Raw genomic sequence first — 22568 nt, 5'->3', positions numbered from 1 at the left:
CCAATCAACGATGGCCGGCCCAAAGACACTTCAAAAATTGATTGCTCTCTACCGGATAAAGACCGGAGAGACGGAAATGGACCCTGCTAAGATTGCAGACTTTGCAATAGCAAACGGGGTAGCTCTTCCTGCACCTGCGGACCCAAAGAAATTGCTTGTGCAACAGATCAGCCAGGCAGCCCGCGAAGAAATGCGCGTTGATAGAACGACAGGACGTCCATATCGCGCGTATCACTCGCTGCCCGTGCCGCAGGGCGGAGAGACTTTATTCTTCTGGATTGATATTGAAGACGCTTCGCGGGCTCAGATGGTTCGCTCCACCAATCGTCGCCGCGAGCATGTGGTTGGCGAGTTGGTACAGCTCAGCTTTGACCTCGATCATTGGGCCGCTTCCAACCCTAGCGAAGAGCCCATCGAAGCAGAACTTGATTTCAGTCTGGACGTTGAGTGGCGGAAGGCTTCCGACGAAGAGGATGGGGCGGCTTAATCGCCCCTTTTCCAGCGAGCTTGCGCGGCAACAGTCGCAATTTCTGACCTTTGTTCTGGCGTCAGTGTCTTAGCGCGAGCCTTGCCACCTTTGAGCCCGCCCTTGCGAGCGCTGGCGAGCGGCTTCTTATCTTCGGCCTCGCCGGTGGCGAGCGCGACAATCGACTTCGCCAACTGGTTCGGGTCGCGCGGGCGCTTGGGGGCTTTAGGTCCGGCTGGCATTAGCTTATCCCGAAAAAAACTGGATCCACTTTCCTACCCTGTGCATCTTCGATGGTAATGGGAACGTGGCCACGGGCGGTCTGATCCTTGAAATTCTCGACCACCTGCCAGCGCTCATCGCATAAGATCGGATTCACAGAGCCGTCAGGATTCGTGGATTTGACATACCAGGGCACACGCTTCTCCTCATGCTTTCTGGTCAGCATATAGGAGGCCGGCCTGATATGTGAAATGCATATTGTATCCCGTCAAATTTCAAACTGACCCACTACCTGGAAATGGCCCCACTTGCCTGTCCATGGTCGCTCCTGTATGAAACCGGCCATGAACACCCGCGTCTCCTCCGTCGCTTCCCGTCCGACCGGCTTTGCCGGCGAGACCGTGCGCGCGCTGGCATCGACCCTGCTTCTTCTCGGCCTTATCGGCGATCGCCGGGTTCGCTGAAGGAGCGCCCGGCGGTCGAACCGCCGCTTACGCGCACGCTCCTTGGCCAGTTCAATTGGCACTTCACATCAAGCGAACGAAAATCTGGTAAGGCGCTGCTCGCCACCAATCCGTCTGAAGACCGATCCGCGAGCCGCCGGGAGAACAAGACGATGAACGCACGAGAAGAGATCCGATCCGGCGAAGCCGAAAGCGTAAAACACGCGGCCGGCCACATGCCGGACGCAGCCCGCAAGTACCAGCCCTATCCGACCGTCGGCCTCACCGACCGCACCTGGCCCAACAAGGTCATCGACAAGGCGCCGATCTGGTGTTCGGTCGATTTGCGTGACGGCAACCAGGCGCTGATCGATCCGATGGGCCATGAGCGCAAGGCGCGCATGTTCGCCCTGTTGCTCGACATGGGCTTCAAGGAGATCGAGATCGGTTTCCCCTCGGCCTCGCAGACCGATTTCGATTTCGCCCGCTGGTGCATCGAGGAAGGCAATGTGCCAGCTGATATTTCGCTGCAGGTGCTGGTGCAGTGCCGTCCCGAACTCATCACCCGCACCTTCGAATCTCTGAAGGGCGCCGCCAACCCGATCGTGCATTTCTACAATTCGACCAGCGAGTTGCAGCGTCGCGTCGTCTTCGAGAAGGATGTCGGCGGTATCAAGCGCATCGCCACCGACGCGGCCAAGACGATCACCGACATGGCGGCCAAGGCCGGCGGCGGTTATCGCTTCGAATATTCGCCCGAAAGCTTTACCGGCACCGAGCTCGAAGTTGCGCTGGAGATATGCAACGCCGTCACCGAGATCGTGAAGCCGACAGCCGACAACAAGCTGATCATCAACCTGCCGTCGACGGTCGAGATGTCGACGCCCAACATCTATGCCGACCGGATCGAATGGATGTGCCGCAACCTGGACGACCGCGAGAACCTGCTGATCTCGCTGCACCCCCACAACGATCGCGGCACCGGCATCGCCACCACCGAGCTCGGCCTGATGGCGGGTGCGGACCGCGTCGAAGGCACGCTGTTCGGCAATGGCGAGCGCACCGGCAATGTCGACATCGTGACGCTGGCGCTCAACATGTACACGCAAGGGGTTGATCCCCATCTGGATTGCTCCGACATAAACCGGATGAAGGATGTCTACGAATATTCCAACCAGCTGAAGATCTCAGAGCGCCATCCCTATGTCGGCGAACTCGTCTACACCGCCTTTTCCGGCTCGCACCAGGACGCCATCAACAAGGGCATGAAGGCCTTGAAGAAGGCCAACACGCCGGTCTGGGAAGTGCCCTATCTGCCGATCGATCCGGCCGATGTCGGGCGCAGCTACGAGGCGATCATCCGCATCAACTCGCAGTCGGGCAAAGGCGGCATCGCCTATGTGCTGCAGGCCGACTACGGCCTCAATCTGCCGCGCAACCTGCAGATCGAGTTCAGCCAGGAGATCCAGGCGATCACCGACGCCGAAGGCAAGGAAGTGCCGGCAAAACGCATCCATGACCGCTTTATCGAAACCTATGTCGACCAGCCCGGCGCACGACTGAAGTTCCTCGACCATCACACCTATCCCGACACCGAGAAAAAGGGCCGGCGCGTGGTCGAGGCGGTGATCCTCGACAACGGCAAGGAGACGACCATCGCCGGCTCCGGCACCGGCCCGATCGACGGCTTCGTCGATGCGCTGTCGCGTCATGTTGGCGTCGACATGTCGGTGCTTGATTATTCCGAACATTCGCTCCAGCGCGGCTCGAATGCCTCGGCGATTTCCTATGTCGAGATGGAATATCCCGGCGGCAAGCTGTTCGGCGCCGGCATCAACACCAACATCGTCGCCGCCTCGCTGGAAGCCGTTGTTTCGGCCGTCAACCGGATAATCGGCCGCAAGTCCGGCTGATATTTTCCCGGGCGCCGTATCTCCGCCCGGAAATCCCCCATTTGCCGGGAGAAATTCCGGTCTTTTGTGTCAACCACCGGCAACTATCCGGTGTGTTACGCGATCGCATAACATAAGCATGCTTGTATGGAAATGCAGGCTCTATATGATTGCGCCTCAACCTGTGCCGACTTCGAGAGGATCGACACTTGCAGCATGCCACGCCTGCCGCCCCCGCAGTGCGCGAGACACTGGAGCGACTGCTCGCCAGCGAAACGTTCGGCCGTTCCGAGCGCGCGCGCAAGTTGCTGCGTTATCTTGTTGAGCGCGAGCAGGCCGGCGAAGCCGACAGGCTCAAGGGTTTCTCCATCGCCATGGACGTCTTCGGCAAGGACGGCGATTTCGATTCATCGACCGACGCCGTTGTCCGGGTGCAGGCAGGCCGGCTGCGCGAACTTCTCCAGCATTATTTCGCCAATGAAGGCATAGCCGAACCGGTTCGCATTGCCATTCCGCGCGGCGGCTACGTGCCGTCCTATGAGCTCAACGCCATACGCCTGCCGGTTGGGCAGGAGCCGCTTGCGGCGGCGGTAGCCGCCTTGCCCGGATCGCCCGACCAGGCGGCTCTTGACGCCGTTCCCGCTGCCGCGACAGCTTCGGGGGTTACAGAACCTGGGCCTTCGCTGGCGCGCCATCTCCAGTTCTTCTGGGTCGCCATGACGCTGGTCATTCTCATGCTGGGCGTGCTCATCCTGCGCCAGGGCAGCGGCGCATTGCTTGCCAGCAGCGATCCTACCGCGGTGGTCGAGACCGCGGGCGTAACGAGCAGCATCGCATCGCCGTCGATGGAGGCCCTGCCCCTCGTCTACATCGCGGTGAAGGCCACCGGCCCCGAGGCCGGCCGCGTCGCCGCTTCGCTGCGCGCCGGCCTTGCCGGTTTCGACACGATCGACTTCATCGGCCGCGACGCCGACAGCAAGCGCGATCCGAGCACCGACCCGACCAGCTTCGTTTTCGATGTCCTGCCGGGACCAATGGCAGGTGACGTGACGCTCGAACTGCAGAGCGTGGCGACCGGCCGCGTGCTTTTGTCCCGCAGTCTGACGGCCGCCGACAGCGCACCTGGCACCGTCGAGGATCGTATCGCCGCCATCCTCAGCTCGACCATTCCCGCCTCCGGCCCGCTCTACAGCTACATCGAACAGAACGGCATTCAGACCGGGCTGACGAGCTGCCTGATCCTCAACGACAGATACTATCTCGACCAGAGCACCAGGACGCACGAGGCCGCCTATCGCTGCCTGGACAACCTCGCCGGCCAGGGTGCGAAATCGTCGTTGGTCTATTCGGAACTGGCCTCCCTGACCCTTGAGGCCGCCACCGATCATTACGCCTATCCGCCTGGCGCGACGGTCGAACAGGCAATGTCTTTCGCCCATCGCGCCATCCAGATGGGACCGACCAGCCCCTATGCGCACCGCGCCTATGGCTACCTCAATTCGCGCCTCGGCAACACCGAGGAATCGATCCGCTGGATGCGCAAGGCCTATGAGCTCAACCCCTACGACCTCGGCATGGCTGCCGCTTACGGCTATGGCCTGATCTTTGCCGGCAAATATGCCGAGGGAACACCCATCCTGACCCATGCCGTCGAGACGTTCAGCGGCCATCCGACATGGTGGGATTTTGGGCTTTTCGCCGGGCAATTCATGCTGGGCGACATGAACAAGGCCGCGATAGCCAGCGAGTCGCTGCGCACGACGGCGATGAAATCGCATTATCTGGCGGCGCGGCTGATCGGCGCCAAGGCTGCCGGCCGCGAACAGCTGGCAGCCAAGCTTCTGGATGAGCTGACCACCAAATTCCCGAAATTCGCCGCCGATCCGCGCGCGGCCTTCGCCGAGCGCAAATATCCCGCCGATCTGACCGACCGGCTGGTTGAGGCGCTGCGCGCCGCGGGCCTCGGCAACGCCAGCTAGTCTTTCCGGATCGCGAAAACTTTACTGGCCATCGGTCTGGACTGGGAGCAATCCAGCCTCGATTCGAATTTTCTCTCCAGTCTTGCAATAATCGCACATCTTCATGGTCTCATCCCTCTATGTTGCCGAGCGGGGCGCCGGGCCGAAGACGGTCGTCCTGCTGCATGGCTTCGGTGGTTGCCATGATATCTGGCGCGAGGTGACCGCGTCGCTAGGGCCCGATGTCAGGACCTTGGCCTACGATCTTCCGGGACACGGACTGTCTCTCGAATTTCCTGGCAGCGGCCCGGCCAAAACAGCGGCGCGAGCGGTTCTCGCCGATATCGCCGCACGCGGGATAGCAAGGGTGCATGTCGCCGGTCATTCGATGGGCGGCGCGGTCGCCTCCCTGATGGCGCTTGCCGAGCCTGAAAGGATAGGCTCGCTGACGCTTCTGGCGCCGGGCGGTGTTGGCCCCGAGATCAACGGACCGCTGTTGCGCCGCTACGCCGCGGCCGCCGACAGACGGGAAATCCGCGCCTGCCTTGCCGCCATGTCGGGACCGCGAAGCCCGCCGCCCGAACGCATCGTTGGCGTCCTGGCGGACCTACGCCGTCGCCCCGGCCAGTTGCGCAAGCTGATTGAGATATCGGCCGTCATGACCAGGAACGAGCGGCAGGGGGTCATACCCCGCGAACAGCTGGACACCCTCGACATGCCGGTGATGGTGGTTTGGGGAACGGACGATCCGGTGCTGCCCTTTACCCAGGCTGATTGTCTGCCGGCGCATTTTCATATTCATCACGTGCTCGATGCCGGCCATATGCTGGTCGAGGAAGTACCTGATGTGGTCGCCCAGGCCGTGCGCCGAAACATGGCACGCCGCGGCAGGCGCCTGCGTCCGACATTCGAGGCCGCGGCGAGCTAACTTACTTGCGCCCCGCATCTCGCCAGTGCATTTTGCCGCCGCCTGTGTTAACTCGCAATTAACCATATCAGCGAGGCGACGCCGATGAAGGACACTGGCGAAAACATCACCCCCATCGACACCTCCCGCAAACTGTCCGACGCCGTTCGCGATGTGAAAAATGCCTTCGCCGATCGCGACGATGTCGTGGTCGACATGCGCGAGGCGCACCGGATGCGGCTTGATCTGCTCGCCGCTGAGCTCGCCCCGGTCTTTGCCGACGTGCCCGCCGACATGGACAATTTCGACTTCGTCATCTCCTCCGGCCTGCAGCCCCGCCTGTGGATCGACGCCGTCAGCCATGTCGCCATGGGGCGCGACCGCCGCACCTACCGCTTTCTCAGGGATACCCGCATCGGCCGCGTCGTGCTCGCCGAATCGACCGATATGAAACCGGTCGCCGATCAGGTCACGCGCTATGTGGCGGAGCGTATCGTCGAGCGCCAGCGCATGATGGAGGGCGGTGTCGAGCCGGCCGTCGCCGACCTGAAACGCGCCGCCGTGCCGGAAGCTGAGCCGCCCTTGCAAGCAGCCGTGCCCCGCAGGGGCTGGTCGACGTTCCTTTCCGGTCTCGGCTTGGTCGCCGCCGGCGCGCTTGTTGGCCTGGCGGTGGCGGCCGCGCTGTTTTGGGATCGCCTGATGGCGATGAAGATCAGCTTCTGATCAACGATCTGGAGGCCTCGGTGTCTGCGCGCCGAGTTCAATGACCTGCAGGTCCGATGGCGGCAAGGCCGGCCCGGTCAGGCCGCGCCGCGTCAGGCGAATCAGCCAATTGCCCTTCTCCCCGTCAATATCGAGCAGATTGTACTGTGCCGCCGGGTTCTTGCTGCCTGGCGACTGCCCGGCGGCGGCGACGCCGACGACCGGAATCCTGGCGCCGCGCCCGCCGATGAAGAACAGCGACGGCAGATGCGAATGGCCGTGCAGCACGAGTTCGGCGCCATGCCTATGAACGGTCTTGTGGAAGCGGGAGATGCCGAACAGGCGCTTTTGCTGGGCGACGGCGCCGCGCACCGGCGGATGATGGATCATGATCACCCGCAACAGGCCGCGTTTGTTCGTTGCGTCGAGCACTGTCGCCAGCCTTTGCGCCTGACCTTCGAGGAAGAAGCCATTGGCCATGAACGGCGCCGTAGCGCGCGCCGTCGAAACGCCGATCAGCGCGACATTGCCGCGTACGCGCAGATAGGGAAAAGCGTTGCGGTCGATCGGCGCAGTCACGCCGTCGCCGCTCATCCACGCCGCCCAGGAGCGGCAGACCTTGTCGAAGGCGCCCGGCACATAGGCGTCGTGGTTGCCCGGCACCACCGAGACATCCTCCGGCGAACCCAGCGTCTCAAGCCAGTGCTTGGCCATCTCGATCTCGCCGTCGAGCGCCAGATTGACCAGATCGCCGGTAACGGTGAGGTGGTCGGGTGTGCTCGCCTTCATGTCGGCGACGATGGTGTCGATGACGGCATCGTGCATATGGCGGCGGCGGTTGCGCTGCCAGTTGACGTAGCCGACGACGCGCTTGGACGCGAGTTCGCGATAGGTTACACCGGGAAGCGGCCCCAGATGGACATCGGAAATATGCGCGAGCCTGAACATCCTTCCTTCATAGGCGACGCGCTCCCCGCTTTCCACTCACTGTTTCCTGCCCATCCACGGTTTCGCTAGTCATGGCTATATCGGACCCGGAGCAGGCGTTTCGCCAGACCGGCTGGGCAGGCCTCAGGGCAAGGCTGTTCCATCTCTATTTCCTGCTGCGGCGGCCGATGACGCTGGGCGTGCGCGGCCTGATCCACGATCGCGCCTCGAACACTGTCTTCCTCATCCGCCACACCTACGTTCCCGGCTGGCAATTGCCGGGCGGGGGCGTCGAAGTCGGCGAGACGCTCGGTGAGGCGCTGGTGCGCGAACTGGCCGAGGAAGGCAACATCGCGCTGACAGCCCAGCCGGTGCTGAAATCGATGCATTTCAACCGCCGCTCCAGCCGCCGCGACCATGTCGGCCTCTATCTCATCGAAACCTTCAACCAGACCGCGCCGAAACTGCCGGACCACGAGATCGCCGAAGCAGGCTTCTTTCCGCTCGACCGCTTGCCGCATGGCACGACGCCGGCGACGCTGCGGCGGCTTGCCGAGGTTTTTGAAGGCGAGCCGGTATCGCCGTACTGGTAGGCTGTCAATCCGATGCTCACGCCGCCTGCCTGAACCGCGCCCGGTCGTGCGGCGCGCCATAGTCGAGCCCAGGCCCGACCGGCACGATGCGCGTCGGGTTGATGCTCTCGTGGCTGCCGTAATAGTGCATTTTGATGTGGTGCAGGTTCACCGTGCCGGCGATACCGGGCACCTGGTAGAGGTCGCGCAGATAGTTCGAAAGGTTCGGATAGTCGGCGATGCGGCGCAGATTGCATTTGAAATGGCCGACATAGACCGGGTCGAAACGCACCAGCGTGGTGAACAGCCGCCAATCGGCCTCGGTGACACGCTCGCCAGTGAGATAGCGCCGTTTTGACAGTCGGCCCTCCAGCGTGTCGAGCGCCGCGAACAGCTCGCCGAACGCCTCTTCATAGGCCGCTTGCGTGGTGGCAAAGCCGGCGCGGTAGACGCCGTTGTTGACGGCTGGAAAGACCAGCGCATTGACCTTGTCGATCTCGCCGCGCAGGCCTGGCGGATAGAAATCGAGAGCGGCATCGCCCCACTCGTCGAAGGCCGAATTGAGCATGCGGATGATTTCGGCGGATTCGTTGGAGACGATGGTCTCTTCCTTCTTGTCCCACAGCACCGGCACCGAAACCCGGCCCGAATAGGCTGGATCGGCCTTGGTGTAGATTTGGTGCAGGAAGTCGAGGCCGTAGAGCGTGTCGCCGGTGGCGCCATCCTCGGCCAAAAACGTCCAGCCCTCAGCACCGAGGAAATGATGCACGACTGAAACCGGGATGATGTCTTCTAGCTTCTTCAGCGCGCGAAAGATCAGCGTGCGGTGCGCCCACGGACAGGCGAGCGAGACATAAAGATGGTAGCGTCCGGGCTCGGCCTTGAAGCCGCGCGTACGACCTTGCGCCGGCGCGCCGTCGCGCGTGATCCAGTCACGCCACTGCGTCTCGGCGCGGATGAACCTGCCGCTGCTATCGACATTGGCCGGACGGTCCTGCCATGCCTTCGACCAGCAATCCCATACGAAAACTCCTTGCGTGCCTTGGCCAATGTAGTCGCAAGGCGGCAATGCCGAAGCCGTCATCTGCTGAACAGAGCGTCACTCGTATGAAACGCCGGATGAAAACAGCCGATTGCAGCCGCCGGAAATTGATGCTAGCGGACACTCCGCATGTTCGATCTTGGCTTGATCCGGTTTGACCGACGACGAAAGGGCGCCCGCGCTTAGAAAGCGCTGACTGGCGAACGCTGCCGCTTGCAGCAACCTTTCCTCTTTATCGGACCGCGAAGACCATGAGCCTTGCCGACGTGAAATACCTGCCGGAAACTCCGGCGCATGATCCCGAAATCGAAGCCATCAACGACGAAGCCTTTGGCCCCGGCCGTTTCGTGCTGGCCGCCTACAAGATTCGCGAGACCGGCGGCCACGAGCGCTCGCTATCCTTTGTCGCCATGAATGGCGACATCGTCGTTGCTTCGGTGCGCATGACCCGCATCGCCGCCGGCGCCGGACGCGCGCTGATGCTCGGGCCGCTCGCCGTGCGGCCCGCCTTCAAGAATCTCGGTATCGGCCGCCGGCTCGTGGCGATCGCGCTGGAGGCGGCCGCCAAGGCCGGCGCGCCGGCGGTGATCCTTGTCGGCGACGAGCCTTATTACGGCCCGCTCGGCTTCAGAAAGATCCCCCGCGGCCAGATCTCCATGCCGCGCCCGGTCGACCTCGACCGGCTGCTGTCGCACGAGATCGTGCCCGGTGCCGTGGCGCGGCTCTCCGGCGAGGTCGGCCATGCCAGCCTTGCCAGGATCGCGGAGCAGGCACCAGTGATGGCCTGAGCTCCAGGATCGGTCGCGGCACCGGTCGCGATGGATCCCCATTGGTCAGGTTGCACCATGGCGGCGACCTCCGTAGCATGACCCGGAACAGCACGGAGCATGCAGCATGAACCCGAACGGCCAGATTGCGATCGTAACCGGCGGCGGCTCCGGCCTCGGCGAGGCAACCGCCCGCGCGCTGGCCGACAAGGGCGCGCGCGTCGCCATTTTCGATATCGGCATCGACCGGGCATCGAAGGTGGCGGGCGACATTGGCGGCGCCGCTATCCAGTGCGATGTGAGCAGCGCCGACAGCGGTGCGGCCGCGGTCGCCGAGGTGGAAAAGAGACTTGGGCCAGCGCGCATCCTGGTCAATTGCGCGGGCATTGCCATCGGCGTGAAGACGATCGGCAAGGATGGTCCACATCCGCTCGACCAGTACCGCAAGGTGATCGAGATCAATTTGATCGGCACCTTCAACATGATCCGCCTCGTCGCCGACCGTGCCGCCAAACTCGAACCGCTGCAGGGCGGCGAGCGCGGCGTCATCGTCAACACCGCGTCGGTGGCCGCTTATGATGGCCAGATCGGCCAGGCCGCCTATGCCGCATCCAAGGGCGGCGTCGTCGGCATGACGCTGCCGGTTGCCCGCGACCTGGCGCGCTCCGGCATTCGCGTCTGCACCATCGCGCCCGGCATCTTCAAGACGCCAATGATGGCCGGCATGCCGCAGGAGGTGCAGGATTCGCTCGGCGCGGCCGTGCCCTTCCCGTCCCGCCTCGGCGAGCCGTCCGAATATGCCGCGCTCGCCCTGCATATCGTCGAAAACCAGATGCTGAACGGCGAAACCATCCGCCTCGATGGGGCAATCCGCATGGCGCCGAAATAGACGGCCATGGCGGCCGGCGCAGTGAAGACCGGTCCGCTGGCCGGCCTGAAAGTCATCGAGATGGCTGGGCTCGGCCCGGTGCCTCTGGCCGGGCTGATGCTGTCGGAGATGGGCGCCGAGGTGCTGCGCATCGAGCGCACCGGTTCGGACCAACCCCTGCTGCCCCTCTCCGATGCGTACAATCTCGACCGTCACGGCCGCTCCATCCTGCGCGTCGACCTCAAGCAGGCCAAAGGAACGGAACTGCTGCTGCGCCTTGCCGAAAAGGCCGATCTGTTTGTCGAAGGCTTTCGCCCCGGTGTGATGGAGCGGCTTGGTCTCGGCCCGGATGCTGCATTGGCGCGCAATCCGGCGCTGATTTACGGCCGCATGACCGGCTTCGGCCAGGACGGGCCGCTCGCAGGTCGTGCCGGCCACGACATCACCTACCTCGCCTATTCGGGTGTGTTGCATGCCATCGGCCGGGAGGAAGGTCGGCCGGTGCCGCCGCTGAATCTGATCGCCGACAATGGCGGCGGCGCCATGATGCTGATCGCCGGGGTGCTTGCAGCGCTGTTCGAGCGCTCGCGCTCCGGCAAAGGCCAGGTGATCGACGCGGCGATGGTCGAGGGCGCTTCGATGCTGGCGGCCCCCATACACGCCTTCATGTCGGCAGGTCTGTGGAGCGACCGGCGCGGCGCCAACCTGCTCGATTCCGGTGCGCCCTTCTACGACACCTATGAGACGGCGGACGCACGCCACGTTGCGGTCGGCTGCCTTGAGCCGCGCTTCTTCGCCGCATTCGCAAGGCTGCTGCCGCTCGGCGAGGATTTTGTCCGCGGCCAATACGACAAGGCGTTGTGGCCGGACATGCGCGCGGCCATTGCCGACCGGTTCCGGCAGAAGACACGCGACGACTGGGACGCGCTGTTTGCCGCAAGCGATGCCTGCGTGGCGCCGGTTCTGTCGCTGGCCGAAGCCAGGGATCATCCGCACAACCGGGCGCGTCACGCATTTGTGAAGGCCGGTGCGCTCGAGCGCCCCGCGCCCGCGCCACGCTTCTCGGCCTCGCAGCCGGCGCTTGCCGGCATGTCTGAAGATGACGATCAGCTGCCCCAGACTGTGCTGGCGCGCTTCGGCTTTTCGACAGCCGAGATCAAAACGCTTGTCAAAGCCGGCATGATTGGCCAATAACTGGATTTAGAAAATCAACTTACCTGGTGAGCATTTTGGACCAGCCGAAGAAGGACGTCATTCGCGCGACGGACGCCGAGGCGATCAGGCTGGCCGCAACGCTGATCCGCAGCGCCCGTTTCGGCGCCCTCGCGGTGATCGAGCCGTCGGCCGGCGCACCGCTGGCCTCCAGGGTCGGAGTCGCCACCGACATCGATGGCACGCCGCTGATCCTTGTCTCGGCGCTGTCAGCCCATACCGGCGCCATGCTTGCCGAGCCGCGCTGCTCGCTGCTTGTCGGCGAACCCGGCAAGGGCGATCCGCTGGCGCATCCCAGGATAACGCTGGTCTGCCGGGCGCAGCCGCTGGAACGCGGGTCGAGCGCGCATGCCCGGGCCGAGCGGCGCTATCTCAACCGCAATCCCAAGGCAAAGCTCTATGCCGAGCTCGGCGATTTCTCGATCTTTCGCCTCGAGCCGGAGCGCGCCAGCCTGAATGGCGGCTTCGGCAAGGCCTACCTGCTCGACCGTGCCGATCTCATCACCGAGGGGCCGATCGTCGACGAGCTGGCCGCCAGCGAACAGTCCGCTCTCGACCACATGAATGCCGACCATCTCGACGCCATCGCCGTCTATGCCCATCATTTCGCCAGGGTTGAAGGTGATGCTTGGACCATGACCGGCTTCGATGCCGATGGCATGGACCTGGCATCGGGCGACACCGTTTGCAGGGTCTATTTTCCGCAGCCGTTGAAGACCGCGCGCGACCTGCGGCCGGTTCTGGTCGACATGGCCAAAGCCGGTCGTGCGCCAGCTACGCAAGGATAATCGTCATGAATCAAAAGCACGTCTTGAGATTTGGGCGAAATGATCTACGATTCAGACGACGCTGAATCAGCAGCGTGATCCATAGCTGAATTATAGCAGCCAACGCTATTTGCCCCCATAGCGTTTGGATGAGCAGGAAAACATGGGGCATCGATGGTCTCGACCAAACTAATCGCCAATGCCGAATCGGCGGCGACATTTCTGACCCTTATGGGCAACGAAAAGCGGCTCTTGATCATGAGCTATCTGGCCGACGGTGAAATGTCGGTCGGCGCCATCGCCGAAAAGGTGATGCTCAGCCAGTCCGCTTTGTCGCAACATCTGGCCAAGCTCAGGGCGCTCGATCTTGTCGAGACCCGCCGCGACCGGCAGATGATCTACTATTCCTGCAAGTCCGAAGCCGTGCGCGAACTGTTGCGCATGCTGGACGGCATTTTCGGGATAGGCGACTTGTCCCAGATGGCAACGCGTCTGCGCCGCGCCGGGACTTGACCTGCAGGGCTTGACTGGCGGCTCCGATCGCTCCTTACCTCGCTGACGATTTTTCGCCGGCCGAGGTATTGATGGATCCGATCCAGATCGACGACGCGCGCGATCCGCGGGTCGCCGCCTATCTCGACATCCGCGAGCGCGATCTCACCGGCCGTCATGGCCGGTTCGTTGCCGAAGGCAAGGTGGTGCTGGACGTCCTGCTGTCAGCCGGACGCTTTGCTGCGGAGTCGGTCCTGGTCCTCGAAAACCGGCTGGCCGGGCTCGACGACATCCTGCGCAAGGCCCCTGCCGACCTGCCGGTCTACGTTGCGGCAAGCGCCGTCATGGACAGGATCGCCGGCTTCCACATGCATCGCGGTATATTGGCGATCGGCAGCAAGGGCACGCCACAGCCCGCCGAGGCCTTGCTCGACACCTTGCCTGCCGAAGCGTTGATCGTCGTTCTCATCGGCATCGCCAACCATGACAATATCGGATCGATCTTCCGCAATGCCGCCGCCTTCGGCGCCGATGCCGTCTTCGTCGACGCCACCTGTTGCGACCCACTGTATCGCAAGGCGATCCGCGTCTCCGTCGGCGCCGCGTTGAAGGTGCCCTTTGCGTCCTTCGGCAACACTGAAGCTTTCATCGCGAAGCTCGGCGAGTTGGGCTTCGGCCAGGTCGCTTTGTCGCCGCGTGGTGAGGCTGACATTCGTGATGCCGCGCGACCGAAACGACTGGCGCTCTATCTCGGCACCGAAGGCGAGGGCCTCCCGGAGAGCCTGCTTGCCCGCCTGCGGACGGTGCGGATCGCGATGTCGGAAGGGTTCGACAGCCTGAATGTTGCTGCCGCGTCAGCCATTGCGCTGCACCATTTTTCGCTCTGATAGGCGTAGTCAGGCAATTCCAAGCCGGGGCTTGAAACTCAGCTCGGCAAATCTGCCTTCTGCAACGCCCGCACGCGATCGGCGAGGCTGGTGGTTCCCGACCGCGTTTCCTGCGGCGCCGCCAGCGCCTTGGCGATCGGTGAATCAGGTCCTTCGAGCTTGGCCGTCAAATGGACGACCTCAGCCGCCAGATTGTTCATCTGTTCGCGCAAGGCAGAACCGGTATCATTGCCATTGCCGGGGCCATTCCCGGGCTTCGCGGATCCAGAACCGCCAAGCTCCGCCTTCATCCGCTTGTTTTCGCGGGCCAGCGTCGTCAGCCTGGCTTCGAGCCGCTCTCGGTCGCCTTCGAGCTTGGCGAGCGTCTTGTCGATGTCCTCGTTCCTGGCGCGGGCACTGTCTTGCGCACCAACTAGGCCAGCAGCCGCGGCGCCTCCCGCAGCCTCGCCCTTCACCCGTTCGCGAAGCCGGGCCAGTTCCTTTTCGCGGCGATCGAGCTTGTCCTCGCGATCGGCAAGCGTGGCGAGCAGACGCTCGAGCTTTCTGTCGAGGTCGGCGGTTCTTTTCTTTTCGGCCTTCAAGGCATCGCGCGTGGCCTTGGCCTCGGCGACGACTTCCTGATGGCGCCTGTCGGCCTCCTTGCGCTGGCCGCGCAACACTGAAATGTCGTTGGCAAGTTTTTCCAGCTCGGATTCGCGAGCCACCAGTTCGATCTGACGATTGCTGGAGGAGAAGGACGCGTCGTCGTACATATGCTCGAGCTTTTCCAGCTCGAGCGCGCGCTTTTCCATCATGCGCTCTGTTTGTGCAAGCCTGTCCGACAGCTGTTCTATCTGCTGCTCGCGATGCAGCAGCAATTCGTTTTTTTCCCCGAGCTCCGAAAGCGCCTGCTTCTTGTCCTTGCGCTCGACCGCCAGGCCCTTCAGCGCCTCGCGGCCGCGATTGATTTCGACGAGTTGCTCATTCGCCTGCTCACGCAGCGTCTTGATGCTGATTTCGAGCCGGCGCGTCGTCATGGCGAACTCGGCCCGCAAGCTGTCCTTGTCGGCCTGGATCTCGGCCAGCGTTCGCGGCACCGACGCCTCGACACGCTTGCGTGTCAGCACAACCGCCCGCCGCCAGATGGCCGGCGCGACCAGCAGCGCCAGAAAGCCTGCGCACAGGAAGCCGAGGGCGAAGAACAGGATCGACTGAACCAAGGTGACTACCCGTTACGGGCGGGCCGCTATCCGGCAACCGCCAAGTCTGGACTTTGCCATGTTCGCATGACGCAAATCCAGCGCTGCGGCAAGGGTTTGCCGCAGCTGCAGCGGGCAGAATCTGTTGATCGGGTCGAAGTGTGGTCGGAATCGCTCAGAAGGGATTCCAGGTCGGCCTCTGCGTCAGCTTCAGATAGCCGAGATTGACGCCAAGCCGCGCGCCGACGCCGGTGCGGATCGGCACCAGCAGCACCCTGTTGTTCTGCAGCACGTTGAAGCCGACGCCGGCCACGACATAGGCCGAACCGGCAACGCCGCCGAACCGATTGTAGAGATTGCTGACGTCGTCGAGGTTATAGACGAGCATCATCACCCGCGATCCCTCGCCGCCGAAATCCCAACCGAGCGAAGGCCCTTGCCAGAACACCTTATGGTCGCCGGCATTCTTGGTGTAGAGCGTACCTTCGCCATAGGTCAGGCCCCCGATCAGCGCGCCGGATCCCTCTTCGCCGAGCAGATAGCCATTGGGCAGGCCGTAGGAGGCAAAAATCTTCTCGACGACGGTTGCAAGACCGCCCGACGTCGCGCCGAAGAACTTGTGACCGGAATCGACGATCTCCTGAGCGGTGTATTCCTGTGCCCGCGACGCAGAGGTTGAGAATGCGAGAGCGCCCATCAGGGCAATCGCCATGAAGAAGACGCGGACAAACGTCCGGTCGTAGAATCGGGAAACCATGCTTCCAATCTCCGTCAGGGAGCACTTTCGCCGACGCCTCGCACCCCGTCCGGCTCTTTAGGCGACCGTTAAGGATGACTGTTACGGGCAAACTATGCCGTAATCCTTTTTCAACCATTAACCTCCCACATGAACATGGCGGTTCGAAGGCTGTTTCTGACTGTCTGCACGGACTCCCATCCTGTGCAAAGATGCCGTTTTTCTCACAAGAATTGTGGATTGTTGCTGCACGCTCGGGCGCTGTGTATTCAGAATGCCTGGGGGAGAGAGCGTGATTCGGGTGGTGAGCGTGGCTGTCGGCCGCGCGGCCACCAGGATGTGAATTTTAGCAGGGATTTTTCGCCGATGGCTGAGCTTTTCTCTCTCTCCGCACCCGATCTCGCAGCCTTGTTGTGCAGCCGAGTCTGCCACGACATCATTTCGCCGGTCGGCGCCATCAACAACGGCCTTGAACTCCTGGACGAGGGCGGCGCCGACGAAGACGCCATGAAACTGATCCGGCAGAGCGCCAGAAACGCTTCGGCCCGCCTGCAATTCGCCCGCATCGCCTTCGGTGCCGCCGGTTCGGCGGGCATGATGATCGACACCGGCGATGCCGAGTCCGTCGCCATCGCCTTCCTGAAGAACGAGAAGCCGGAATTGATCTGGAACGGGGTTCGCGCCCTGCTGCCCAAGAACAAGGTCAAGCTGCTGCTCAATTTGCTGCTCGTCGCCAATGCCGCCATCCCGCGCGGTGGCAGATTGGTGGTCACGCTGGAAAACCTCGACACCGAGCCGCGCTTTGCGCTTGCCGCAAGCGGCCCGATGCTGCGCGTGCCGCCGAAATTCCTCGAGCTCCATTCCGGCAACAAGCCCGAGGAGCCTATCGACGCCCATACCGTCCAGCCCTACTACACGCTGCTGCTGGCGCGTGAGGCCAACATGACGATCTCGATTCATGCGACCGCCGAAGAGATCGTGCTGTCCGCGGCTTGAGCGAAGCCGTTCGGCAGGACGTCCGAGCATCAAGAACAATCAAGTATCTTTTCCCGCTGATATTTGCGGCAATTCAGAACAGGAAAGTTTCATTGCCGGCAATGCCCCTGCCGAATGGGGCTGCAGACGACATGTTTGTAAAAACTTTACCTAACGGCTTTTCTGCTTCTTTACCAGATCGGCCTAGTGTGCATCCCGATACCCGGATGCCGCCGGTTCGCCCCATGGCAAAGAGGACCCGGAAATGAAGCGCTGCATGTTTGTCGACGATTCGAGCGTCATCAGAAAGGTTGCAAAACGGATTCTTGGCGGCTCCGACATGGTGGTGATCGAAGCGGCAACTGGACTTGATGCTGTTGAGATGTGCGCTGCCGAGATGCCTGATGTGATTGTCGTCGACGGCGCCCTGCCGGACATGCAAGCGGTCGACGTCATTCGCCAGGTTCGCGCCATGGAGAGCACGATCAAACCGCAGATTCTGATCTCGCTGGTCGAGGTCGATGTTGCCTCGATCATGAAGGCAAAGCGCGCCGGCGCCCAGGGTTATCTGTTGAAGCCGTTCAACCGGCCGCAACTGCTCGAACGTTTTCGTACCTTGAAGGTTGCCGCCTGATTCGGCTCGTTTTCGGCCACAAAAGGACAGCAAAAAACCCGGCCTGAGCCGGGTTATTTGCATTCATTCAATTGGATGATGTTCGCTCAGGCGCTGACGCGGATGTCTTCCGGCTCGCGCAGCACATAGCCGCGACCCCAGACCGTCTCGATGTAGTTCTGGCCACCGGATGCTGCGTCGAGCTTCTTGCGCAGCTTGCAAATGAAAACGTCGATGATCTTCAGTTCCGGTTCGTCCATGCCGCCATAAAGGTGGTTGAGGAACATTTCCTTGGTCAGCGTGGTGCCCTTGCGCAGCGAGAGCAACTCCAGCATCTGGTATTCCTTGCCGGTCAGATGCACGCGCTGGCCGCCGACTTCGACGGTCTTGGCGTCGAGATTGACCACCAGGTCGCCGGTGGTGATGACCGACTGGGCATGGCCCTTGGAACGGCGCACGATGGCATGAATGCGGGCGACCAGTTCGTCCTTGTGGAACGGCTTGGTCATATAGTCGTCGGCGCCGAAGCCCAGGCCGCGCACCTTGTCCTCTATACCGGCCATGCCGGACAGGATCAGGATCGGCGTCTTCACCTTGGACAGGCGAAGTGTCCGCAAGACTTCGTAGCCGGACATATCGGGAAGGTTGAGGTCGAGAAGAATGATATCGTAATCATAAAGTTTACCGAGATCGACACCTTCTTCGCCGAGGTCGGTCGTGTAAACATTAAAACTTTCAGATTTGAGCATCAGCTCGATGCTCTGAGCGGTTGCACTGTCGTCTTCTATCAGCAGAACGCGCATTTCATTCCCCTTTTCTGCCGCCGGACCATGTCACGACCCATCCGGGACCGGAGCAGTGATTGCCTGAACAGAGGCTGCCATCGAATGGTTAACAAAACCTAATTCCGCACCAAGGACGGTACCAGATTTTTTAACCCCTTTCTACACCCTCTTGAATCTAATGATGAATCACAGAACCAAATCGCTAATGCAACACATTAATAAGTCGGACTAAGTGACTCAAGGGACTCGCTGGCCGGCTTCCGTATCGGGAGCCGGAATTTTTACCCGGCCTTAAGTCCTCGCCCTTATGATTAACAATGCGCGTAAACGAATGGTTACCGCCGGCAAAAAACTTTAGGGATTTGTTTCCCATAGTTCGGGGAATGCCGGTGGATACGGGCGGCGTCAGGCCCTGGCGGGCGGATTGGACGATATGTGCAGGTGTGCGTTTCCGGGAGTACCGAATCATGAAGTCACGTGAAAACCTCGTTCGGCTGAAGCAATTTCAGGTGAATGAGAAGCGGCGGCAGCTGCTGCAGCTCGACATGATGATCGCCGAGTTCGAGCGCATGGCCGTTGAACTGGAGCTTCAGATCACCGCCGAGGAGAAGAAGGCCGGCATCACGGACATCAATCATTTTGCCTATCCGACCTTCGCCAAGGCGGCGCGTCTGCGCCGTGATAACCTCAGAAACTCTCAAAGCGACCTCGCCCAGCAGCGAAGCGCTGCCGAATCATTACTCGGCGAAGCTGAAGCGGAGCTTTCCAAGGCCGAGATGCTGGAATCGCGCGACACCAAGATCCGCGACGCGGAACTCGGCGGTCGCAGCGCCATGATCGGCTGACGGCAGAGTTTGAGCCGACCGGCGCCGCCTGACGCCGATCTTCTTGCTCCGGACCAAAAGGCTCCAGCGCTGCTGACTTGGCCGCAAGGCGGCCGCAGCTTCAGGCCCGTGTCAAATCCCCGTCCTGGTTCGCCGCCGCCCTCGCCCGCGCTTGCTTGATGTCAGGCACATGCTCTTCCGACCAGGAGCGTATCTGGGTGAGCAGCCCCGCCAGGTTCTGGCCAAGTTCGGTCAATTCATATTCGACCCGCGGCGGGATCACCGGAAAGATTTCGCGCCGCACCAGACCGTCGCGCTCGAGGACGCGCAGCGTCTGCGTCAGCATTTTGGGCGTGATGCCTTCGAGCTTGCGCGCCAGTTCCCCATTGCGCATCCGGCCACGGCGCAGCGCACAAACCGTCAGATAGATCCATTTGCTGGCCAGCATCTCGAGCACGGCGTGCGAAGGACACGTCCGCTGGAAGGCGTCATAGCCGGAGCCGCAATCATTATCATTATCCATGAGGTGCCTATATATGGAAAAGGTACATACTGGACAAGGGAATGTTACTATCGAAATGATAGTGGCTCAGAAAACCCCAGCAGGAGCCTCCCATGCGTGCCGTTATCCAGAATTCCGTCGGCGGGCCCGACGTCCTCGTCATCGCCGATCGCCCCGCGCCCTCGCCCAAGTCAGGCGAAGTGCTCGTGCGCGTGCATGCCGCCGGCATCAATCCGGTCGATGGCTCGGTGCGCGCCGGTTACTATCCTTTGCTGGGCGAACCGCCCTTCAGTTTGGGCTGGGATATTTCAGGCACGGTCGAGGCGGTGGGCCCAGGCGTCGATGGCGGCCTCAAGGTCGGTGACGCCGTGTTCGGCATGCCGCATTTTCCCAAGCAGGCCGCGGCCTATGCGGAACTCGCTGTGGCGCCGGCCGATGAAATCGCACCGAAGCCCCAAGGCATCGACCACAATCATGCCAGCGCGCTGCCGCTGGCCGGCCTGACCGCCTGGCAAGGCCTTGTCCGCCATGGCGGCCTGAAGCGCGGCCAGCGCGTGTTGATCCATGCCGCGGCCGGCGGCGTCGGGCATCTGGCGGTGCAGATCGCCAAGGCGCACGGCGCTTGTGTCATCGCCACCGCCAGCCCGAAGAAACTCGATTTCGTCCGCTCGCTCGGCGCCGATGAAGTGGTCGACTACACCAAGCGAGATTTCACCGCCGAGGTCAGCGACGTCGACCTGGTGCTGGAGCCGATGGGCGGCGACCATGCCGACCAATCGCTGACAGTCCTGAAGGACGGTGGCGACCTGGTGTCGCTGCTCAATGTCCACGACACCACCCGAGCCAAGGCTGCTGCGCGTGGGATCCGCGTCGAGCGCATGTCCGTCGTGCCCGACCGTGAAGGCCTCGTCGAACTTGGCAAACTGGTCGATGCGGGAAAGCTTGCGGTCCATGTGGCAAAGGCGTTTCCGCTCGAACAGGCGGGCGCCGCGCACGCTTTTCTCGCCACTAGGCCGATCGGCAAGGTGGTGCTGACGGTCTGAAGCAGGCATTACCGACAGGCAAAAGGGCGCGGTTACCGCGCCCTTTTCTGTTGTGGTCCTGGCTCTAGTGCCGGTATTGCTGGATGCGCGTCGTGCGCAGCCCGGCAAGGCCGTATTCGTCGATCGACGCTTGCCAGGACAGGAATTCCTCGGTGGTCAGCTTGTAGCGCTGGCATGCCTCGTCGAGGCTCAAAAGCCCGCCGCGCACCGCAGCAACCACTTCCGCCTTGCGCCGGATAACCCAGCGACGTGTATTCGTCGGCGGAAGATCGGCAATCGTAAGAGGGCTGCCGTCAGGCCCGATAACATATTTGACTCGCGGTCTAACAAGATCGGTCATCGTACTCTCTACTAAAAACTCAAAGACCCAATCCCCACCACATTACCGCCACAGCTTTAAAAATTGCCTAAGCGAACCCTAATGAGTAGGTAAGGATCATGAACGCCGCGTTAGTCTTTTTATCGGCATTTGAGGCAACTGCGGGCAGACGCGCGATTCTCCCGCAAAATCGGCACCGCCGCAAAGCTGGCGCCACCGGTGTGGTTGACCTATATTCGCGCCACTGCCATTGAAGCGCCGCGCAGAACGAAAGAACCATGAACAGCCTCGACCTTCCCGCCAGCCCGCAAAACACCCGCATCGTCGTCGCCATGTCGGGCGGTGTGGATTCGTCTGTCGTTGCCGGCCTTTTGAAGCGCGAAGGCTATGATGTCGTCGGCGTCACGCTGCAGCTCTACGACCATGGCGCCGCAACGCACCGGGCCGGGTCGTGCTGCGCCGGCCAAGACATTGACGATGCCCGCCGCGTTTCCGAGACACTGGGCATTCCGCATTACGTGCTCGACTATGAGGAGCGCTTCCGCAAGGCGGTCATCGACCCGTTCGCCGAGAGCTATGTCGCCGGCGAAACGCCCATTCCGTGCGTCTCTTGCAATCAGACGGTGAAGTTCGCCGACCTTTTGGCCACCGCCAAGGACCTTGGCGCCGATGCGCTCGCCACCGGCCACTATATCCGCTCCGGGGCCAATGGCGCCCACCGCGCGCTATTCCGGCCCGTCGATGCCGACCGCGACCAGAGCTATTTCCTGTTTGCCACCACGCAGGCGCAGATCGACTATCTGCGCTTTCCGCTGGGTGGGCTGTCCAAGCCTGCGGTGCGGGCCATCGCCGAAGAAATGGGGCTGACCGTTGCCGCCAAGCAGGACAGTCAGGACATCTGCTTCGTGCCGCAGGGCAAATATTCCGACATCATCGCCAAGCTGAAGCCAGCTGCCGCCAACCCAGGCGACATCGTCCATATCGACGGCCGCGTGCTCGGTCGCCATGACGGCATCCTGCGCTATACGATCGGCCAGCGCCGCGGCATCGGCATCGCCTCGGGCGAGCCGCTTTACGTCGTCCATCTCGACGCCGACCGGGCCCGTGTCATCGTCGGCCCGCGCGAGGCGCTGGAGACCCACAAGATCTATCTGCGCAACATGAACTGGCTGGGCGATCGCGCGCTGTCCGACATTCCGGCCGCCGGCATGGAGCTGTTCGCCAAGGTCCGCTCGACGCGGCCGCCGCGCCCGGCCGTGCTGCATCACCGCGCTGGCAGCACCTTTGTCGAACTGGTCGACGGCGAGTCCGGCATCGCGCCCGGACAGGCCTGCGTGCTCTATTCCGACGACGGCAACGAAGCCCGCGTCTTCGGCGGCGGCTTCATCGAGCGCTCCGAGCGCGGCGCCGGGGCCGAAGCCATGCTCAGCCGGCTCGCAGCTAGGCCGGCGCAGATTCCCGCAGAGTAA

The 22568-nt window shown here is 62.4% G+C and carries 24 protein-coding genes and 1 pseudogene; 17 read left to right on the top strand and 8 right to left on the bottom strand.

Annotation, left to right across the window (positions count from 1 at the left end; genetic code table 11):
• The first annotated feature begins 10 nt into the window (after positions 1-10).
• Complete coding sequence (locus NKJ77_RS03795; RefSeq protein ID WP_352534277.1) at positions 11-487, top strand: hypothetical protein; 477 nt, start codon at positions 11-13, stop codon at positions 485-487.
• Here the strand turns inward: NKJ77_RS03795 and NKJ77_RS03790 are convergent.
• Entirely contained in the window at positions 484-708 is a 225-nt protein-coding gene (locus NKJ77_RS03790) for an RNA-binding protein (RefSeq protein WP_352534275.1), read from the bottom strand. The genes NKJ77_RS03795 and NKJ77_RS03790 overlap by 4 nt on opposite strands.
• 596 nt (positions 709-1304) lie before the next feature.
• On the opposite strand from NKJ77_RS03790, the gene leuA reads away from it, so the two are divergent.
• From leuA to NKJ77_RS03770, 4 genes are all read left to right on the top strand, one after another.
• Entirely contained in the window at positions 1305-3044 is a 1740-nt protein-coding gene (gene leuA / locus NKJ77_RS03785; protein WP_502902098.1) for a 2-isopropylmalate synthase, read from the top strand.
• 188 nt (positions 3045-3232) lie between these two features.
• Complete coding sequence (locus tag NKJ77_RS03780) at positions 3233-5002, top strand: tetratricopeptide repeat protein (protein WP_023711106.1); 1770 nt, start codon at positions 3233-3235, stop codon at positions 5000-5002.
• 103 nt (positions 5003-5105) lie between these two features.
• On the top strand, positions 5106-5909 hold the full coding sequence (locus NKJ77_RS03775) for an alpha/beta fold hydrolase (protein ID WP_023686188.1): 804 nt from the start codon (positions 5106-5108) through the stop codon (positions 5907-5909).
• 84 nt (positions 5910-5993) lie between these two features.
• Positions 5994-6611, top strand: coding sequence for a hypothetical protein (locus NKJ77_RS03770; protein WP_023817388.1), 618 nt, complete (start codon positions 5994-5996; stop codon positions 6609-6611).
• On the opposite strand, the gene NKJ77_RS03765 is transcribed toward NKJ77_RS03770, so the two are convergent.
• On the bottom strand, positions 6612-7538 hold the full coding sequence (locus tag NKJ77_RS03765; RefSeq protein WP_023683636.1) for a metallophosphoesterase family protein: 927 nt from the start codon (positions 7536-7538) through the stop codon (positions 6612-6614).
• A 71-nt stretch (positions 7539-7609) separates the two neighbouring features.
• Here NKJ77_RS03765 and NKJ77_RS03760 point away from each other — a divergent pair, with 71 nt between their 5' ends.
• Positions 7610-8110, top strand: a complete 501-nt coding sequence (locus NKJ77_RS03760; protein WP_031195394.1) for an NUDIX domain-containing protein — start codon at positions 7610-7612, stop codon at positions 8108-8110.
• 16 nt (positions 8111-8126) lie between these two features.
• On the opposite strand, the pseudogene NKJ77_RS03755 reads toward NKJ77_RS03760, so the two are convergent.
• Positions 8127-9111: pseudogene (locus tag NKJ77_RS03755) on the bottom strand (glutathione S-transferase family protein).
• A 271-nt stretch (positions 9112-9382) separates the two neighbouring features.
• Between NKJ77_RS03755 and NKJ77_RS03750 the strand changes: the two are divergent.
• The 6 genes from NKJ77_RS03750 to NKJ77_RS03725 all read left to right on the top strand — a co-directional run bounded on the left by NKJ77_RS03750 (position 9383) and on the right by NKJ77_RS03725 (position 14124).
• The gene (locus NKJ77_RS03750) at positions 9383-9919 is read left to right on the top strand and encodes a GNAT family N-acetyltransferase (RefSeq protein ID WP_023683633.1); all 537 of its coding nucleotides are present in this window, start codon (positions 9383-9385) and stop codon (positions 9917-9919) included.
• Between the two features lie 106 nt (positions 9920-10025).
• Positions 10026-10787: a 3-hydroxyacyl-CoA dehydrogenase gene (locus NKJ77_RS03745; protein ID WP_023683632.1), complete on the top strand. Its 762-nt coding sequence runs from the start codon at positions 10026-10028 to the stop codon at positions 10785-10787.
• A gap of 6 nt (positions 10788-10793) precedes the next feature.
• On the top strand, positions 10794-11960 hold the full coding sequence (locus tag NKJ77_RS03740) for a CaiB/BaiF CoA transferase family protein (protein WP_023831452.1): 1167 nt from the start codon (positions 10794-10796) through the stop codon (positions 11958-11960).
• Between the two features lie 35 nt (positions 11961-11995).
• Entirely contained in the window at positions 11996-12766 is a 771-nt protein-coding gene (locus NKJ77_RS03735) for a HugZ family pyridoxamine 5'-phosphate oxidase (RefSeq protein WP_023817384.1), read from the top strand.
• 153 nt (positions 12767-12919) lie between these two features.
• The gene (locus NKJ77_RS03730) at positions 12920-13258 is read left to right on the top strand and encodes an ArsR/SmtB family transcription factor (RefSeq protein WP_023669951.1); all 339 of its coding nucleotides are present in this window, start codon (positions 12920-12922) and stop codon (positions 13256-13258) included.
• A 71-nt stretch (positions 13259-13329) separates the two neighbouring features.
• Positions 13330-14124: a TrmH family RNA methyltransferase gene (locus tag NKJ77_RS03725; RefSeq protein WP_023831453.1), complete on the top strand. Its 795-nt coding sequence runs from the start codon at positions 13330-13332 to the stop codon at positions 14122-14124.
• Positions 14125-14162: 38 nt separating this feature from the next.
• On the opposite strand, the gene NKJ77_RS03720 is transcribed toward NKJ77_RS03725, so the two are convergent.
• Together NKJ77_RS03720 and NKJ77_RS03715 are read right to left on the bottom strand one after the other, a co-directional pair.
• Complete coding sequence (locus tag NKJ77_RS03720; protein WP_352534270.1) at positions 14163-15323, bottom strand: coiled-coil domain-containing protein; 1161 nt, start codon at positions 15321-15323, stop codon at positions 14163-14165.
• A 154-nt stretch (positions 15324-15477) separates the two neighbouring features.
• Positions 15478-16014, bottom strand: a complete 537-nt coding sequence (locus NKJ77_RS03715; protein WP_245259859.1) for a DUF1134 domain-containing protein — start codon at positions 16012-16014, stop codon at positions 15478-15480.
• Between the two features lie 390 nt (positions 16015-16404).
• Between NKJ77_RS03715 and chpT the strand changes: the two genes are divergently transcribed.
• Both chpT and NKJ77_RS03705 read left to right on the top strand, forming a co-directional pair.
• Positions 16405-17034, top strand: coding sequence for a histidine phosphotransferase ChpT (gene chpT / locus NKJ77_RS03710; protein WP_023669947.1), 630 nt, complete (start codon positions 16405-16407; stop codon positions 17032-17034).
• 244 nt (positions 17035-17278) lie between these two features.
• Positions 17279-17647 (top strand): response regulator transcription factor, encoded by a 369-nt coding sequence (locus NKJ77_RS03705; protein WP_023669946.1) that lies wholly within the window; start codon positions 17279-17281, stop codon positions 17645-17647.
• An 86-nt stretch (positions 17648-17733) separates the two neighbouring features.
• On the opposite strand, the gene ctrA is transcribed toward NKJ77_RS03705, so the two are convergent.
• Positions 17734-18429 carry a response regulator transcription factor CtrA gene (ctrA, locus tag NKJ77_RS03700; RefSeq protein WP_006203583.1) on the bottom strand — a complete coding sequence of 232 codons (696 nt, stop codon included), beginning with the start codon at positions 18427-18429 and terminating at the stop codon, positions 17734-17736.
• Between the two features lie 449 nt (positions 18430-18878).
• Between ctrA and NKJ77_RS03695 the strand changes: the two genes are divergently transcribed.
• Positions 18879-19256, top strand: coding sequence for a flagellar export protein FliJ (locus NKJ77_RS03695; RefSeq protein WP_023669945.1), 378 nt, complete (start codon positions 18879-18881; stop codon positions 19254-19256).
• A 100-nt stretch (positions 19257-19356) separates the two neighbouring features.
• On the opposite strand, the gene NKJ77_RS03690 is transcribed toward NKJ77_RS03695, so the two are convergent.
• Entirely contained in the window at positions 19357-19758 is a 402-nt protein-coding gene (locus tag NKJ77_RS03690) for a winged helix-turn-helix transcriptional regulator (protein WP_352534268.1), read from the bottom strand.
• A 92-nt stretch (positions 19759-19850) separates the two neighbouring features.
• On the opposite strand from NKJ77_RS03690, the gene NKJ77_RS03685 reads away from it, so the two are divergent.
• Entirely contained in the window at positions 19851-20780 is a 930-nt protein-coding gene (locus tag NKJ77_RS03685) for an NADP-dependent oxidoreductase (protein ID WP_352534266.1), read from the top strand.
• A 64-nt stretch (positions 20781-20844) separates the two neighbouring features.
• Here the strand turns inward: NKJ77_RS03685 and sciP are convergent, their stop codons facing one another.
• Complete coding sequence (gene sciP / locus NKJ77_RS03680; RefSeq protein WP_013529904.1) at positions 20845-21120, bottom strand: CtrA inhibitor SciP; 276 nt, start codon at positions 21118-21120, stop codon at positions 20845-20847.
• Positions 21121-21377: 257 nt separating this feature from the next.
• Between sciP and mnmA the strand changes: the two genes are divergently transcribed.
• Entirely contained in the window at positions 21378-22568 is a 1191-nt protein-coding gene (gene mnmA, locus NKJ77_RS03675; protein WP_023831456.1) for a tRNA 2-thiouridine(34) synthase MnmA, read from the top strand.

The sequence above is a fragment of the Mesorhizobium sp. M0052 genome, from assembly GCF_040323255.1.
Taxonomy (GTDB): domain Bacteria; phylum Pseudomonadota; class Alphaproteobacteria; order Rhizobiales; family Rhizobiaceae; genus Mesorhizobium.
This window is presented reverse-complemented; position numbering and strand designations above follow the sequence as displayed.